The following is a 16,465-nucleotide window of genomic DNA, read 5'->3' on the forward strand; positions in this document are numbered from 1 at the left end:
CTTCGTGGAGTCGCCCGGAACTGACCCGACCTACAACCCTCGCAGGAACCGCGATCGCAACGACGATCCTGCGAGTGCGAGTACAAACACAGAAGCTGCGACCGTGATCAGTCAACCATGTTCGGGTCGGCTGCGACAGTCTTGTCGTGCGGCGCGTGGTGAACAATTCGTTTACAAATCCGGGCCGTTGTCGGCGGGGTAGATCGTAGGAGGACGGACAGTGCTGGATCAGGGGGCGGATTTCGGCCGTGAGCTGCTGGCTTGCGCTGTCGACGGCACCCCTTCCGGGGAAGATCCGCTACGCCATGTTGCGGATATACCGGCGCGGCCCGGCAAACCAGATCGATGGCCGCAATGGGCCCATCCGGAGGTCATTCAGGCTTTGCAGGACCGCGGCGTGACCGCACCGTGGTCGCATCAGCTCGCCGCCGCCGAATTGGCCCGCGCCGGCCGACATGTGGTGGTGTCCACGGGAACCGCATCGGGTAAGTCCCTGGCCTACCAATTACCGATCCTCTCGGCGTTGGCCGAGGACCGGCAGACCCGGGTGCTGTACCTGTCCCCGACGAAGGCGCTCGGACACGACCAGCTGCGTACCGCACAGAACCTGACAGAGACCGTCGCCGCTCTGCGGGACGTGGCGCCGGCGCCGTATGACGGTGACAGCGCCACCGAGGTCCGTCGGTTCGCCCGGGAACGGTCGAGATGGATTTTCTCCAATCCGGACATGATCCATCTGTCGCTGCTGCGCAACCATGCCCGATGGGCGGTGTTCCTGCGTCACCTCAAGTACGTCGTAGTCGACGAATGTCATTACTACCGTGGCATTTTCGGTTCCAACGTGGCGATGGTACTGAGGCGCCTGTTGCGATTGTGCGAGAGATATGCGGCCGACGGCGCTGAGCCTTCGGTACCGACGGTGATCTTCGCGAGTGCCACCACGGCGTCACCGGCCGAGACGGCCGCGGAGTTGATCGGGCAGACGGTGGCCGAGGTGACCGAGGACGGCTCACCGCAGGGCGCCCGCACGATCGCGTTGTGGGAACCGGCCCTGCTCGACGATCTCACCGGCGAGAACGGCGCGCCGGTCCGGCGTTCGGCCGGCGCCGAGGCCGCCCGGGTCATGGCCGACCTGATGTCCGAGGGCGCACGCACGTTGACCTTCGTCCGGTCCCGGCGCGGCGCCGAACTCACCGCGCTGGGAACCCGGGCCCGGTTGGAGGACACCGCACCGGAGCTGGCCGATCAGGTGGCGTCCTACCGGGCCGGTTTTCTCGCCGAGGACCGCCGCGAACTGGAGCACGCCCTGACCGACGGCCGGCTGCGTGGGCTGGCCACCACCAACGCACTCGAGCTCGGTATCGACATCGCCGGACTCGACGCTGTGGTGATGGCGGGGTTTCCCGGCACCGTCACCTCGTTCTGGCAGCAGGCCGGGCGGTCCGGCCGGCGCGGACAGGGCGCGCTGATCGTGTTGATCGCCCGCGACGATCCCCTGGACACCTACCTGGTGCACCATCCCGCGGCACTGCTGGACAAGCCGATCGAGCGGGTGGTCATCGACCCGACGAATCCACACGTGCTGGGCCCGCAGTTGCTCTGCGCCGCAGCCGAGCTGCCGCTCACCGCGGCCGAGGTCAGGTTGTGGAACGCCGAGGCGGTGGCCGAAACCCTGGTCGACGACGGACTGCTCCGGAAGCGGCCCAGCGGCTATTTCCCCGCACCCGGGGTGGATCCGCACCCGGCCGTGGACATCCGCGGCTCCAGCGGCGGTCAGATCGCGATCCTGGAGGTCGACACCGGCAGGATACTGGGCAGCACCGGCGCCGGGCAGGCGGCGTCGTCGTTGCATCCCGGCGCCGTGTATCTGCACCAGGGCGAGACCTTTCTGGTCGACTCGTTGTCCTTCGAGGACGGGGTGGCGTTCGTGCATGCCGCCGATCCGGGCTACAGCACGTTCGCCAGGGAACTCACCGACATCGCCGTCACCGGTCCCGGCGAGCGCAGGACGTTCGGCCCGGTCACCGTGGGCCTGGTTCCGGTGTCGGTGACCAACACCGTGGTGGGTTACCTGCGCCGGCGGATCGATGGCGAGGTCATCGATTTCGTGGAACTGGACATGCCGCCGAGCACCCTGGACACCATGGCCGTGATGTGCACCATCACCCCGGAAGCGTTACAGGACAACGGCATCGATCTGCTGGCCATGCCGGGAAGTCTGCATGCCGCCGAACACGCAGCGATCGGTCTGCTGCCCCTGGTGGCCAGCTGCGACCGCGGCGACATCGGCGGAGTCTCGACGGCCGTCGGACCGGTCGACGGTTTGCCGTCGATCTTCGTCTACGACGGCTATCCCGGCGGGGCGGGTTTCGCCGACCGCGGATTCCGCAATCTGAGTACGTGGTGGGGCGCCACTGCCGACGCGATCGAGGCTTGTGAGTGCCCGCAGGGGTGCCCCTCGTGCGTGCAGTCACCGAAATGCGGCAACGGGAACGACCCGCTGGACAAATCGGGCGCGATACAAGTGCTCCGCCTGGTGCTCGGCGCGCTGAGTACGTCCTCAGCGGACCCCCGACCGCGTTGACGACCGACCCCTCGACGGCCGACTACGCGGATCTACTACTGCGTGGCTGCATTCGGCCACGCCGAACACACAGACGGTGCGACGAACGGTCGGACAACGCGATCCGTTCCCAATCCCGGAGGCCGGGCGCAGTGGCAAATTACGTGAACTCACTCATGTTTGCAACCCGACAGACCCGGCTTCGGGTATCTGCGACCGTAATCCGCAGTTTTCTCCTGCGGATCACGTCGTCGTCGCAGGCGTAATACAGCTACCCACACCCCGGTAAAATGCCGCGCATGACCCACGACTGGCTGCTCGTGGAGACACTGGGTAGCGAGCCTGCCGTGGTCGCGCGAGGTCTGCAGACGAAGAACCTTGTCCCGATCAGTGTGTTTCTACGACGAAATCCGCACCTGATGGCAATTCAGAGCGCCATCAGGGAAACCGTCCAGGCCGGCCAGGGCCTCAGCACCATCACACCCAAGAATGACCGCGTAATCCGCACCGAAGTGGTGCGGATGTCCGACGGGCACATCCACGGCGTCCACGTCTGGATCGGGCCGATCGACGTCGACCCGCCCCAGCGGCCGGTTCCCGGCCCGCTGGTCTGGGACCTGACCGCAGGCGTGGCCACCGATACCCCTGAATCGCTGCGTAACAGCGGAATGAACCCCGAAACCGAAGCCACCCACGACCGGACGTTCGCAGACGATCTACCGGCCCGGGACCTCAACGGCAGCGAGGCCAAGGTGCTGGCCATGACCGTCAAGCCCGTGGTCGGCAACACCTTGTGCACCACCTGGGATGTCACCGACCATCGCGGGGAGACCATCACGGTGGGATTCGTGGCCCGGGTGACCCTGGAGCCACGCGACGACGGCGCCGACCGGATGGTCTGCCGGGCCATGAACTGGCGCAGCGAGCGCGACTCCCCGGTGACACCCGTCGACAACCTGGCGCAGCGCATCCTCAACGGACTGGCCTGCCCCGGTGTACACCGGGCCCTGGTCGGCCTCGACGACTGGAAGTTGTTGAAGTGGCTCGACGAGCCCGCACCGTTCTTCGACTGGCGTCACCGCGACGGCGGGCCCGCCCGCATCCACCCGGCCGACGCCCGGCACATGGCCCGGATGACCTCGGATTTCACCGACGGTGTCACCACCGCGGTGCTGCGGATGCGCGCTGAAGACGGCGGCTGGCAGCCGGTGCACATGACGATCAACCGGATCGAACTCGACGACGACACCTTCGCCGGTCTGATCGCGCTGCGGCTACCGACCGACGACGAGGTCGCCGCGGCGGATCTCGACCGGCTCGACTAATCGGCGGTGTCCACCGGTCCGGCGCGAGCGGCTGCGCGGGCTAGACCGACGCCCCATCGGCCGAGGCGCACCGGGACGGACACCTCGAGCACCACGTCGAGGCCGTCGATCCGGCAGGCGCCCAGGTCCGAACGCAGCCGCACCGCGATCTGGGTGGCCCGCGCGCACGCCGCGTCCGGTCCGGACACCACGGCTCCGGCGGCGCCCAAGGCCGCCAGATCCGCTGCGGCCTGGGCCCGGTGCCGGGCCGTGATGGCAGCACCGAGGTAGGCACCACCAGCCGCGAACGCGATCACCATCGCGATCATCGCCGCGGCCAACACCGTGGCCGAACCGCGCTCACCCGATTCCGGGTTCGGGCACCGCGGCCGCCTCGGCGGACACCGTGAACCCCGGCAGTGCCGTCGCGGCGCTGACCCGGGCGACCACCAGACCGCCGTCGCGGGCGAGATGCACCACCGCGCCGGACGGGGCGATACGCCGAGCGGCCGCCGTGGCCGTATCGCCCTCACCCCGGGCCGCCAGGCGGGCGGCTTCGCGCGCTGCGTCGATACACCGGATCTGCATGCCCACCGCACCAAGGCCACCGACACACAACACCAGGACAGCCACCAGAGCTGCGATGGCAAAAGCCGCCTCGACCGTGACCGCACCCCGGTCATCCAGCCGGTCATCTAGACGTTGGTGTTCAGCGCCCGACTGATGATGTTGGTCAGCGCGCTCACGATCGAATCGCCCGTGACCACGGTGTACAGGATCGCCCCGAACGCCGCAGCGGCGATCGTGCCGATCGCGTATTCGACGGTGCTCATCCCTGATTCGTCGAGCATCAGCAGTGCCGCCCTGGCATTCGCCCGCTGAATCATGTTTCCCGCCATGATATTTCCTCCCTCTGCGATGTGTACTCACAACAAACCTGAACCCAGCACGTCACCGGCCAGGCCGGCGACCACAGGAACGACTCCGAGGCACACGAACGCCGGCAGGTAACACAGCCCCAACGGTCCGGCAACCAGTACCGATGCCCGTTCTGCCACCGCGTCGGCCGCGGCAGTGGCATCGTGTCGAGCCTGGGCGGCCAACTCGGCCACCCCGTCGGCCAGAGCACTGCCCGATGCCGCCGAGCGGCGGGCCAGCCGCAACAGGGCCTCTGCGTTCTTGTCTTGCGGCACTGTGTCATTGCCACCGGACCAGGCCGTGGCCGGATCCGCTCCGAGCGCCAGCAGCTCAGCCGCGCGCCGCAACATCGGTGCCAGTGACGGTGGCGCCGACGCGGTGGCGGCTGCGGCCGCGGTCGACACCGCCATCCCGGCGGCCAGACATGCGGAGAACAGGTCGAACGTCGAGGCCGCAGCGAGCGGATCATCGGTGTGCACCCGCCGTGGGCCCGTCTGCGGCCCCGGTGCGGGCGCAACACGGGACCGCACCCGCGCCGGATCCGCACCGACCAGCAGTGCCAGAGCGAGAAGCACTGCTGGCCAACTCATCCCAGTGCCCTTTCGGTGATCCGGTCCGACCACATCAGTCCGGCGCAGGCCAGCAGTACGCCGATCACCAGCAGCCAACCACCTACCCCTGGACCGCACAGGAACACCAAGGGCTGCGCTCCGATCAACTGCCCCAGTGCAATGCCCGCCACCGGCAACCCGGCCAGCACCGCTGCCGTCGCCCGTGGGCCGGCCATCGCCGCTTCGACGTGAGAGGAAAACCGTTCGCGCTCGACGATGTCGCGCTGCGCGGTGCGCATCAGGGTGGCGATCGACAGGCCGTATGCATGAGCCAGTCGCCAGCAGACCGCAAGCCGTTGCCAGTGCATCGGCAACTGCGAAGTTGACGCGACAGCTTCCAGACCGGCCGCGACATCGGCGCCAAGACGGGCCCGGGCGGCGACGGCACCCATGCCCTGACGTACCGCTCCGGACACCTCGCCGGCCGCAGTGCCGAAGGCACTCACCGGATGGACACCGGTACGCAGCTCACCCACCAATACGTCCAAGGCGGCCTGCAGTGACGCCGATTCCTCCAGCTGCCGCCGCCGCGCACGGCGACGCCGCCGGCGTACGACGACCGTCCCCGACACCAGTGCCGTAGCCACCGAGACCGGCAGCGAAACCAGCCAGGCCAGAACAACTCCCAGGACCACCACGACGGGCACCACCCGAACACGCCGGCGAGCAGCCTCCACCCGCCGCAGCGCCGCAGCGCGCCGAGGCATTACCGGCCACAGCAGAAGTGCGGCGGCCAAGGCCAGTGCGCTCGCCGTCACGGCGATACCCGCCGGTCCACCAGAGCATCGAGAATCTCTGCACCGCAGCCCAACCCGGTGTCGGCGTCCCATACCGTCACCACCTCGAGCTCACCTCGGGCCGCACGGCGCAGCACCGCGATCTCGGAGAGCCTGCGCCGCCCGGCGCCGTCGCGCCCGACGTGAAGCAACACCTGCACGGCTGCCGCCAGTTGGCTGACCAGCGCGGCACGGTCGAGGCCGCCGAGCGCACCGAGCGCCTCCAACCGGGCCGGCACTTCCGCGGGGTTGTTGGCGTGCACGGTGCCTGCTCCACCGCCATGTCCGGTGTTGAGTGCGGCCAGGAGGTCCACCACTTCGGCCCCGCGAACCTCACCGACGACGATCCGGTCCGGGCGCATCCGCAACGCCTGCCTGACCAGGTCGCGCACGGTGACCTCACCGACGCCTTCGACGTTGGCGCCCCGAGCCACCAGCCTGACCAGATGTGGGTGCGGCGGGGCGAGTTCGGCGGCGTCCTCGACACAGACGATGCGTTCGTGAGCGGGGACGGTACCGAGCGCGGCGGCCAACAGCGTTGTCTTACCGCAACCGGTGCCCCCGGAGATGAGGAACGCCAACCGGGCCCGGATGACCGAGCGCAGCAGGTCGGCGGCCTGCTGCGGGATCGCCCCGGATTCGGTGAGAGTGTCGAGATTCTGGGTGGCCGGGCGCAACACCCGCAGCGACAGGCAGGTGCCCGCAGCCGCGACCGGAGGCAGCACCGCGTGTAGGCGCACGGTGAACGGACCGATGCCGTTGAGCTGGCCGTCCACCCAGGGCTGCGCTTCATCGAGGCGGCGACCGGCCAGCAGTGCCAACCGTTGTGCCAGCCGTCGGACCGCGCTCTCGTCGGGGAAACAGACTGCGCTGCGGTGCAATCCGTTGCCGTCGTCCACCCACACCGCGTCGGGGGCGGTGACGAGCACATCGGTGGTGGTCGGCGCGCACAGCAACGGTTCCAGAACGCCGGCACCGGTCAGTTCGGTCTCCAGCAGCCGCAGATTGCTGAGTACCTCGGTGTCCCCGAGCAGACCGCCGGACTCCGCCCGGATCGCCGCGGCCACCACGCCGGGGTTGAGCGGAGAGGCTTCGGCCACCAGCCGTTCGCGTACCCGGTCGATCAGCGAGGCGCTCACGCCGACTCCTGCACAGGGTGCCCCGCCAGGACCGACAACACCCGACGCGCGGCTGAACCCAGCGGTGAACGTGGCCGCACCCTCAGTCCGCCGCGCTCCAGCACCTCGGCGATGCCGGCTTGCGGTCGCATCGCCGCCAGCAGCGGCAGGTCCACGATGCGGGCCACCTCGGTCGCCCGCAGCCCGCCCGGTGACGGTCCCCGCACCACCACACCGGCGTTGGGGTTACAGGCCAGCACCCACGGGCGCGCAGCGGTCGCGGCAGTACACGACCGCACGTCGGCCGGTGCCACCAGGACCACCAGATCGGCTGCATTCAAGGCGGTTTCGGCGGCTTCGGTGGCGCGCCGGGGCACGTCACAGACCACCGTGACGCCGCCGCGGCAACCCGCCTCGATGACAGCCGCCACCGGCCCGGCCTCGATATCGGCGCCCGAGCGCCCGCTGGAGAGCACGCTGACCTCGTCCCGCCGCGGCAGCGCGTCGCGAAGCGCCGGATATCCCAGCCGGCCACCCTGCAGGGCCAGGTCCGGCCAGCGGAGGCCGGCCAGATCCTCACTGCCCGCCACCAGGTCGATCCCTCCGCTCCACGGGTCGGCTTCGATCAGCAGCGCAGCCGGCGCCGATTGGGCCAACGCCACCGCGAACACCGATGCCCCGGCACCGCCTCGAGCGCTGACCACCGCCACCGCCGGGCCGCGGCCGCCGGCGTCGCGACAGTCCGCTTCGGACAGAACCGCCACGAGGTCGGCGTCCTGGGCGGGCAGTGTCATCACATGCTGCGCGCCGACGGAGACCGCCGCCTGCCAGTCGTCCGGCTGCGGTTCCACGTGACCGACGAGGATCACCCGGGGGCGGCGCGGTAACCCGCGCGTGGCGCACCGCAGAGCGGCCGCGGCGTCGAGCAGCACGGCGGCGGCCGCCGCCCACGCCTTGCGCCCGGAGGGGTCGTCGACGACGACGAGGCCGACACCGGCGGCAGCCGCCACCCGCGACACGTCCTCACGCAACTGCGGATCGCCGATCAGCGCCAGCACGGTGCCGGACGGGGTGATCGTGATGCTCGGAATGGCCATGTGCCCACCCTGCGGGCAACGACAGGGCCGGCACCATCACCAATTCGCGGATTGTGGATGAACTACGCGCTGTGGATCAATCCCGGGCGGAGAACACGCCGGGCGACACGCTGAAAATACGGTTCCGCAACCACCGGGACAGGGCCGGTAAGGATTCTTCCCCCAGAAAAGGGACGACCCCCGCCAGGGGGGGAGGAGGCGGAGGTCGTCGTGTATCAGCCCCGGGGGGTCGGGCTGATACACCCTCGGCATAAGCCGAGTAATGCTCACTATACACACGGAACTGCCAAAACATGCAAGAGACACCGCTGCGGGCTACCGAGGCGATCCCGGAATCGCCGTCCGAAAGAATGTGTCTTGAACTGCCATTTTGTGTTCCCGTCCGTAATACCTGCCCCAGGTGCCTCTATGCTGACGCTTGTGACCGCATCCGATCGGGCTGCCGGGGAATTGATCGCACAGCAATCCGGGCCGCACAACGGTCGGCCGGTACGTACGGCGGCCTTCTTCGACCTCGACAAGACCGTCATCGCCAAGTCCAGCACACTCGCTTTCAGCAAACCTTTCTTCAATCAAGGCCTGCTGAACCGGCGCACCGTTCTCAAGTCGACATACGCCCAGTTTCTGTTCCTGATGTCGGGTGCCGACCACGACCAGATGGACCGGATGCGCAGCTACATCACCAACATGTGCACCGGTTGGGATGTCGAGCAGGTCAAGTCGATCGTCGGTGAGACGTTGCACGACATCGTCGACCCCCTGGTCTTCGCCGAGGCCGCCGAGCTGATCGCCGACCACAAGCTGTGCGGCCGTGACGTCGTCGTGGTGTCGGCATCGGGTGAGGAGATCGTCGCGCCGATCGCAAGGGCACTGGGCGCCACCCACGCGATGGCCACGCGGATGGTGGTGGAAGAGGGGCGCTACACCGGCGAGATCGCGTTCTACTGCTTCGGCGAGGGGAAGGTCGAGGCGATCCGCGCCCTGGCCGCACGCGAGGGCTATGTCCTCGATCACTGCTACGCCTACTCGGACTCGATCACCGACATCCCGATGCTGGAATCCGTGGGCCACCCCACCGCCGTCAACCCCGACCGGGGACTGCGCAAGGAGGCCGCTTCGCGCGGCTGGCCGGTGCTGACGTTCACCAAGCCGGTGTCGCTGCGGGACCGGCTGCCGGCGCCGTCGACGGCCGCCGTCGCCACCACTGCGGCCGTCGGAATCAGCGCCCTGGCGGCAGGCGCATTGACCTATTCATTGTTGCGCCGCTTCACTTCCTGAGCTACCGAACGTAGTAGCTGAGACGACGGCGTAACGATCAGAACTCGGGTGGCTTTCACCCTTGCTGTGACCGTGGTCACGTAGTACAAAGGAACCACGGAAGCTTGGATGAGGCCAAGGCTTAGCCGGAAGAGAAGGCTAAATCTCCCGAACCGGGCTCCCCAGCACGGGTCCCGGCACCCACGCGGAGCACATGCCGCGGAATAGGCAAAAGTGTTGCGGGCCTGCGTGATTGCGAAGAGCGGACGGCTACGACGGCCCTTTGGGTAGGGCTGCAGCCGAGGCGCATCGCAAGGACGCCGAGGCCACCCACGCAACCCACGTTGGCACGCTTGGTAACCGGTATCCGTGCTAGCGGGCGACGAGCCGAAACATCGTTTCGGACCGTCGCCCGCTTTCGTTTGCTGGAAGCACCCTGAGCGGCCGGCTCAGCCGGCCGCCGACTGGGCAATCTGCAGCGCTTCGCGCGCACCGCCCTTCAGCGCCTCGCTACTGAGCAGCAGCCACGCGGTCAGCCCGTCGGCGGTCCCCGAGGCGAATCCCCGTGCAGCAGCCCGGTACTCCCCCGTCTTCCGCATCCAGTGCACCTCGGGAACGCCGAGCCCGTGCGGATCGAGTCCGCTGGCGATGGTCACCAGGCGCGACACCGCGCGGGCCACGACCCCGTCGGCGCTGCCAAATGGAGCCAAGCTGAGCAGTTCGCCGTGGGCCACCGCGGCCAGCACCGGGGCAGGAACCTTGGAGCCGCCGGACACGATCTCCGTCAGCAGCTCAAGGCGGCGACCTACATCGGGGTCGGTGCGTGGCCGGCCCAGGTGCTCATCGTCGGTGAGGTCGGCCGCGGCCAAGGAGTGCAGCCGGGCCAGGGCCTGCATCGGGGCCCGCTGCCACACCCCGACCAGCGAGGTGGCGCCACCTTCCAGCGCTTCGGCGACGCGGATGGCGCCCGCGGTCACCGGATCGGGTTCGCCGTCGGCGGACAGCTGGAGCGCCCCGCCGTCGAGCACCGCGGAGGCCCGCGCTGCACGCAGGGCGGCCTCGGCTGCCGTCTGCGGCCAGCCGCGCAGATTGAACTTGTGTCGATGCGCCCGGCCCAGGGCCTCACGCGCCTCGTCGCTGGCCGCAGAAACACCGGGCAGGTCGATCAGCGGTGCGAGTGGATCGGTCATACGCGAAACGCTAGCCGACCGCTGAACTCCATCTCGCCGACCGTTGGGCGCATGACGACCACCGCCCGCCCGGCGTCTTGTGACGTCCCAACGCCGGTGCAACGTTTGGTGACTAGGCTCACATGCATGTCAAACGCGCCAACGACGTCGACCGAAGTTCCGTCAGCCTATCCGCCGCCTGCCGATTTCGCGGCCAATGCCAACGCGACGGGCGAGTTGTACGCCGAGGCCGAGAACGACCGGCTGGCCTTCTGGGCCGCGCAGGCCGACCGGCTGAGCTGGCAGACGCCGTTCAGCGAGGTGCTGGACTGGTCGGAGGCTCCGTTCGCGAAGTGGTTCGTCGGCGGCAAGCTCAACGTGGCCTACAACTGCGTCGACCGTCACGTCGAGGCAGGCAACGGCGACCGGGTCGCGATCCACTGGGAAGGCGAGCCCGTCGGCGACGCCCGCGACATCACCTACGCCCAACTCAAGGACGAGGTCAGCAAGGCCGCCAATGCGCTGACCGCACTCGGCCTGACCGCAGGCGACCGGGTCGCCATCTACATGCCGATGGTGCCCGAGGCAATCGTCGCGATGCTGGCGTGCGCGCGCCTGGGCGCCATGCACAGCGTCGTGTTCGCCGGGTTCTCGGCATCGGCACTCAAGGCCCGCGTCGAAGACGCCGAGGCCAAGCTCGTCATCACCACCGACGGCCAGTACCGGCGCGGCAAAGCCGCCTCGCTCAAGGACGCCGTGGACGAAGCCGTCTCGGATCAACCGTCGGTCGAGCACGTCCTGGTGGTCCGCCGCACCGGCATCGACGTGAACTGGACCGAGGGCCGCGACCTGTGGTGGCACGAGACCGTCGAGGCGGCCTCGACCGAGCACACTCCGGAGGCGTTCGACTCCGAGCAGCCGCTGTTCCTGCTGTACACCTCGGGCACCACCGGCAAGCCCAAGGGCATCGTGCACACCTCCGGCGGCTACCTCACGCAGTCGGCGTACACCCACTACAACGTGTTCGACCTCAAGCCCGAGACCGACGTGTACTGGTGCACCGCCGACATCGGCTGGGTGACCGGGCACACCTATATCGTCTACGGCCCGTTGGCCAACGGCGCGACCCAAGTGGTCTACGAGGGCACTCCGACCTCGCCGACCGAGCACCGCCACTTCGAGATCATCGAAAAGTACGGCGTCACAATCTATTACACCGCGCCCACGCTGATCCGCACCTTCATGAAGCTGGGCCGCCAGATCCCCGCCGAGCACAACCTGACCAGCCTGCGGCTGCTGGGTTCGGTGGGCGAGCCGATCAACCCCGAGGCCTGGCGCTGGTACCGGGAAGTCATCGGCGCGGGCAAGACCCCGATCGTCGACACCTGGTGGCAGACCGAGACCGGGGCGATCATGATCTCCCCGCTGCCCGGTGTCACCGCGGCCAAGCCCGGCTCGGCCATGACCCCGCTGCCCGGCATCTCGGCCAAGATCGTCGACGACGCCGGCAACGAGCTGGTCCCCGGCGCCGACGAAGCCGAACATGTCACCGGCTACCTGGTGCTGGACCAGCCGTGGCCGTCAATGCTGCGCGGCATCTGGGGCGACCCGCAGCGATTCAAGGACACCTACTGGTCGCGCTTCGCCGAGCAGGGCTGGTACTTCGCCGGTGACGGCGCCCGCTACGACGCGGACGGCAACATCTGGGTGCTGGGCCGCATCGACGACGTCATGAACATCTCCGGACACCGCATCTCGACCGCCGAGGTGGAGTCGGCACTGGTCGGGCATTCCGGGGTGGCCGAGGCCGCCGTGGTCGGCGCATCCGACGACACGACCGGTCAGGCCATCTGCGCGTTCGTGATCCTCAAGGCCTCCGCACACGGCGGGGCCGACACCATGATCGAGGAACTGCGCGCCCAGGTGGCCACCGAGATCTCGCCGATCGCCAAGCCCCGGGAAATCCACGTGGTGCCCGAGCTGCCCAAGACCCGCAGCGGCAAGATCATGCGCCGGCTGCTGCGCGACGTGGCCGAAGGCCGCGAACTCGGTGACACTTCGACGCTGGTCGACCCCAGCGTGTTCGAGGCGATCCGCGCCGGCAAGTAGGGCACAGCTCGTCGAAAGGCCAGTTATGGCACGCCTTTCCGAAGGTGGCGTGCCGCAACTGGCCACTCGGGATCAAGGAATCGGGACGAAACCCGTCCCCGGTCGGTTCTTGGCGGTGATGTCGGCCAACTGCGTGTTGAACGACATCGTCACCGCCGGCGTGTGCAGCGGCACGAACTTGACCACGCAGGTCGGCAATTCCTCGCTGTAGGCGCCGTGAATCATGCCGACGAGCTTGTTGTCGACGGTGACGGGCGCCCCCGAGTCGCCCGGCTGACCGCACACCTGGTTGACGATGGTGCCTGGGTCCTGCCCGGGCCCCCAGGTCACACCGCACGAATACCCGGTGGTGCGGCCCAGTTTGCAGGCGATCTGGCCGAACGCCGGATCCGGTCCGAGCCCATCGATCTGGAAACCGTTGACGTTGCTGGTCGGGGTGACTTTCGCGGGATCGAATTCGATCACCGCGTAATCGAGCAGGTCGTTACCGGCGACCATTTTGCCCACCACTCCGGCGCTGTCCACCCCCTCAGCCGACACCACTGCACCCGGCCCGCCACAGTGCGCCGAGGTGAAGCCGATGAGCCGGCCTGCGTTGTCGTGCCCGATCGTGGTCAGCGTGCAGAACGCGTCTCCGTTGACGACGATCCCTGAGCCGCCACCCAGTACGACCGGCGGAGCGGCATGAGCCGGGGCCGAGGCCAACATCGCAACAGCGGCGATGAGCGGTGCGCCAATCAGCAACTGCACGCGGTGTCTGCTCGTCAAGTGTCCTCCGATCGACGCGCCCGACCCGCGCAACTCAAGAATGGGATCAGTCTACTAAGACGCGGATGTCGGCCGGGATCGTTAACGGCTTCGTCGCATGGCAACATGAACGCCATGAGCACAGGCGACCGCAGGGACGGCGTTCCGACGACGGTGACCTCGATTCCGCTCGTCGACCCGCATGCCCCCAAGCCGGATCCCTCGATCGGTGACCTCGTCAAGGACGCCACCGCGCAGGTCTCCACCCTGCTGCGCGCCGAGGTGGAGTTGGCCAAGGCCGAGATCACCCGGGACGTGAAGAAGGGCCTGACCGGCAGCGTGTTCTTCATCGCCGCGCTGGTGGTGCTGTTCTACTCGACCTTCTTTTTCTTCTTCTTCCTGGCCGAGTTGCTCGACACCTGGCTGTGGCGCTGGGTGGCCTTCCTGATCGTGTTCGGCCTGATGGTGCTGACCACGGGGGCGCTTGCGCTGTTCGGCTTCCTGAAGGTGCGACGGATCAGAGGTCCGCAGCAGACGATCGAGTCGGTCAAGGAGACCCGCGAGGCTCTCACGCCCGGCCATGACAAGGGCGCACTGCCCGCTGTCCCGGCCAAGCCGGCCACCGACCCGTCAGGCTGGTAATGCCTCCACCTGCTCCGTCGATCGCCAGGATCGAGGGGCCGTGGCGGCACCTGCAGGTGCACGCCAATGGGATTCGCTTCCATGTGGTGGAGGGCGAGAGCTCGCAGCCCGACCGTGTCGTGGAGGGCGAGACCGACCGACCGCTGGTCATCTTCCTGCACGGGTTCGGCTCGTTCTGGTGGTCCTGGCGTCATCAACTCACTGCGCTGACCGGCGCGCGGGTGGTGGCAGTCGATCTGCGTGGCTACGGCGACAGTGACAAACCACCGCGCGGCTACGACGGCTGGACCCTGGCCGGAGATACCGCCGGGCTGGTGCGCGCGTTGGGGCACAAGACCGCGACGCTGGTCGGCCATGCCGATGGCGGTCTGGTCTGCTGGGCGACGGCGGTCTTACATCCGCGTGTGGTCAACGCGATCGCACTCGTCAGCTCACCGCACCCGCTGGCGTTGCGGACGTCCACATTGACCCGGCGCGACCAGGGCCGCGCGCTGTTGCCGTCGATGCTGAGCTACCAGTTGCCGGCCTGGCCCGAGCACACACTGACCCGTCACGACGGTGCGGAGCTGGAGCGCCTGGTCCGCAGCCGGGCCGGCACCAAATGGCAGACCAGCCAAGACTTCTCCCAGACCATGGGCCATCTACGTCAGGCCATCCAGATTCCGGGGGCCGCGCACTGTGCACTGGAGTATCAGCGGTGGGCGGTGCGCAGCCAACTGCGCGGTGAGGGCCGGCGGTTCATGCGCTCGATGAAACGTCCGATCGGCGTGCCGGTGTTGCACATGCGCGGCGACGCCGACCCGTATGTCCTGGCCGACCCGGTGCACCGAACCCAGCAATATGCGCCGCACGGCCGTTATGTATCCATCACGGATGCAGGGCATTTCGGCCACGAGGAACAGCCGGAGTCCGTCAACGCGCAGCTGAGCCGGTTCCTGACCCAGCTGCGCACCAACTGATCAGGAATTGATGCAGGTTCCGGTCGCGACGCGCTGAGTGTTGCCGATCTTGGCCAGCTGATGCTCGACTTCCTTGGCGGTCAGCACGAATCCGGTATCGGCGTCGTCTACGGCCGCACCGAACACCACGCCCAGCACCTTGCCGGACCGGTTGATCATCGGCCCACCTGAATTTCCTTGCCGCACCGTGCCCCTGACCGTGTAGACCTCGCGGGTGACGGTGGTGGTGCGGTAGATGTCGGGCCCGTTGAGCTCGATGATCTCGCGCACGCGAGCCGGTGTGGCCAGGAAGTCGCCGCCACCCGGGTAACCCATCACCACGGCGTCGGTGCCCTTCGGGGCCGGTTGTTCGGCGAACTGCAGCGGCGTGATCGGCAGGTTCGGGACGTCGAGGATGGAGATGTCGGCGTTGGGGTCGTAGGACACCACCCCGGCGTCGTAGGTCTTTCCGTCCGCCTCGATGGTCACGCTGTCCGCACCGGCGACCACATGGGCGTTGGACATGACCCGGTTGGGGGCAACCACGAAACCGCTGCCCTCAAGCACTTTCTGGCAACTCGGAGCGACACCGCGGATCTTGACCACGCTGGGCTGGGAGGTCGTCACCACGGGATCGGTCGCCAGTGCTGCGTCCGGGGCGTCGACGTTGACGATCGGGGTCCGCCCGAACGGTTCGAGCACATCGGGCAGCCCGGAGGTGTCCAGCAGCGCCGACAGCCGGTTCGGCACTGACCGCAGCCAGTCCGGCGCCACCTTGTCGACCTCGGTCAGTACCCGTGAATTCTTCACGGCCGCAGCAAGATTCGGCTGGTCCGAAGAGGTGAGCAGACTGCCCAGCAGCCACGACGCCACCAGAACGGCGACCAGCATCAGGCTCACCCCGACCGCCGAGTCCAACACCCGGAACACCGGGTTTCGGATGGTGCCGCGCACCGCACGCCCCAGCACCACGCCGGCGATCTCACCGATCACCACGAGCGCGAGGATCAGGAAGAGCGTGGCGAACAGCTTGGTGCGGTCACCACTGACATGCGGAATCACGTGCGGCGCCAACAGCACGCCTGCCACCGCACCGAGCACCACGCCGATGAAGGACAGCAGGGAGCCGAGCGCGCCGGAACGCCAGCCAGATATGGCCGCGACGAACCCGATGCCGAGGATGGCGAAATCGAGCCAGACCGAAGGTGTCATCTAT

General features: G+C 68.1%; 16 protein-coding genes. 6 read left to right on the forward strand and 10 right to left on the reverse strand.

What is annotated here, in order from left to right:
- Nucleotides 1-220: 220 nt before the first annotated feature.
- Together sftH and AC4ELS_RS07235 are read left to right on the forward strand one after the other, a co-directional pair.
- Nucleotides 221-2,584 (forward strand): DNA 3'-5' helicase SftH, encoded by a 2,364-nt coding sequence (sftH, locus tag AC4ELS_RS07230; protein WP_499046554.1) that lies wholly within the window; start codon nt 221-223, stop codon nt 2,582-2,584.
- A 278-nt stretch (nt 2,585-2,862) separates the two neighbouring features.
- Nucleotides 2,863-3,888, forward strand: a complete 1,026-nt coding sequence (locus AC4ELS_RS07235) for a PAS domain-containing protein (protein WP_064884080.1) — start codon at nt 2,863-2,865, stop codon at nt 3,886-3,888.
- On the opposite strand, the gene AC4ELS_RS07240 is transcribed toward AC4ELS_RS07235, so the two are convergent.
- Genes AC4ELS_RS07240 through ssd form a run of 7 tightly spaced genes read right to left on the reverse strand, consistent with a single transcriptional unit; the run spans nt 3,885 to nt 8,387 of the window.
- Nucleotides 3,885-4,211 (reverse strand): Rv3654c family TadE-like protein, encoded by a 327-nt coding sequence (locus AC4ELS_RS07240; protein WP_499046557.1) that lies wholly within the window; start codon nt 4,209-4,211, stop codon nt 3,885-3,887. The two genes, AC4ELS_RS07235 and AC4ELS_RS07240, sit on opposite strands and share 4 nt — an antisense overlap.
- A 16-nt stretch (nt 4,212-4,227) precedes the next feature.
- Nucleotides 4,228-4,554 (reverse strand): TadE family type IV pilus minor pilin, encoded by a 327-nt coding sequence (locus tag AC4ELS_RS07245; protein ID WP_499046638.1) that lies wholly within the window; start codon nt 4,552-4,554, stop codon nt 4,228-4,230.
- 8 nt (nt 4,555-4,562) lie between these two features.
- Nucleotides 4,563-4,766: a DUF4244 domain-containing protein gene (locus tag AC4ELS_RS07250; protein WP_055118101.1), complete on the reverse strand. Its 204-nt coding sequence runs from the start codon at nt 4,764-4,766 to the stop codon at nt 4,563-4,565.
- A 27-nt stretch (nt 4,767-4,793) separates the two neighbouring features.
- Nucleotides 4,794-5,375 (reverse strand): type II secretion system F family protein, encoded by a 582-nt coding sequence (locus tag AC4ELS_RS07255; protein ID WP_499046559.1) that lies wholly within the window; start codon nt 5,373-5,375, stop codon nt 4,794-4,796.
- Nucleotides 5,372-6,154 (reverse strand): type II secretion system F family protein, encoded by a 783-nt coding sequence (locus tag AC4ELS_RS07260; protein WP_499046561.1) that lies wholly within the window; start codon nt 6,152-6,154, stop codon nt 5,372-5,374. Before AC4ELS_RS07260 ends, AC4ELS_RS07255 begins: the two co-directional genes overlap by 4 nt.
- On the reverse strand, nt 6,151-7,311 hold the full coding sequence (locus AC4ELS_RS07265; protein ID WP_499046563.1) for a TadA family conjugal transfer-associated ATPase: 1,161 nt from the start codon (nt 7,309-7,311) through the stop codon (nt 6,151-6,153). The genes AC4ELS_RS07260 and AC4ELS_RS07265 overlap by 4 nt, the downstream gene beginning before the upstream one ends.
- The gene (ssd, locus tag AC4ELS_RS07270; RefSeq protein ID WP_448445351.1) at nt 7,308-8,387 is read right to left on the reverse strand and encodes a septum site-determining protein Ssd; all 1,080 of its coding nucleotides are present in this window, start codon (nt 8,385-8,387) and stop codon (nt 7,308-7,310) included. Before ssd ends, AC4ELS_RS07265 begins: the two co-directional genes overlap by 4 nt.
- A 420-nt stretch (nt 8,388-8,807) precedes the next feature.
- Between ssd and AC4ELS_RS07275 the strand changes: the two genes are divergently transcribed.
- Nucleotides 8,808-9,665, forward strand: a complete 858-nt coding sequence (locus AC4ELS_RS07275) for an HAD-IB family hydrolase (RefSeq protein ID WP_413784902.1) — start codon at nt 8,808-8,810, stop codon at nt 9,663-9,665.
- Between the two features lie 428 nt (nt 9,666-10,093).
- Here the strand turns inward: AC4ELS_RS07275 and AC4ELS_RS07280 are convergent, their stop codons facing one another.
- On the reverse strand, nt 10,094-10,834 hold the full coding sequence (locus tag AC4ELS_RS07280) for a Fic family protein (protein ID WP_064881173.1): 741 nt from the start codon (nt 10,832-10,834) through the stop codon (nt 10,094-10,096).
- Nucleotides 10,835-10,960: 126 nt separating this feature from the next.
- On the opposite strand from AC4ELS_RS07280, the gene acs reads away from it, so the two are divergent.
- Nucleotides 10,961-12,922: an acetate--CoA ligase gene (acs, locus tag AC4ELS_RS07285; protein WP_498887543.1), complete on the forward strand. Its 1,962-nt coding sequence runs from the start codon at nt 10,961-10,963 to the stop codon at nt 12,920-12,922.
- A gap of 72 nt (nt 12,923-12,994) precedes the next feature.
- Here the strand turns inward: acs and AC4ELS_RS07290 are convergent, their stop codons facing one another.
- Complete coding sequence (locus AC4ELS_RS07290) at nt 12,995-13,630, reverse strand: S1 family peptidase (protein WP_448445645.1); 636 nt, start codon at nt 13,628-13,630, stop codon at nt 12,995-12,997.
- A gap of 174 nt (nt 13,631-13,804) precedes the next feature.
- On the opposite strand from AC4ELS_RS07290, the gene AC4ELS_RS07295 reads away from it, so the two are divergent.
- Both AC4ELS_RS07295 and AC4ELS_RS07300 read left to right on the forward strand, forming a co-directional pair.
- Nucleotides 13,805-14,311 (forward strand): phage holin family protein, encoded by a 507-nt coding sequence (locus AC4ELS_RS07295; RefSeq protein WP_064881223.1) that lies wholly within the window; start codon nt 13,805-13,807, stop codon nt 14,309-14,311.
- Complete coding sequence (locus tag AC4ELS_RS07300; RefSeq protein ID WP_448445347.1) at nt 14,311-15,270, forward strand: alpha/beta fold hydrolase; 960 nt, start codon at nt 14,311-14,313, stop codon at nt 15,268-15,270. The genes AC4ELS_RS07295 and AC4ELS_RS07300 overlap by 1 nt, the downstream gene beginning before the upstream one ends.
- Here AC4ELS_RS07300 and marP read toward each other — a convergent pair whose 3' ends face one another.
- Nucleotides 15,271-16,461, reverse strand: a complete 1,191-nt coding sequence (gene marP, locus AC4ELS_RS07305; RefSeq protein WP_064881179.1) for an acid resistance serine protease MarP — start codon at nt 16,459-16,461, stop codon at nt 15,271-15,273.
- Nucleotides 16,462-16,465 lie beyond the last annotated feature (4 nt).

Source organism: Mycobacterium shunyiense, from assembly GCF_058270035.1.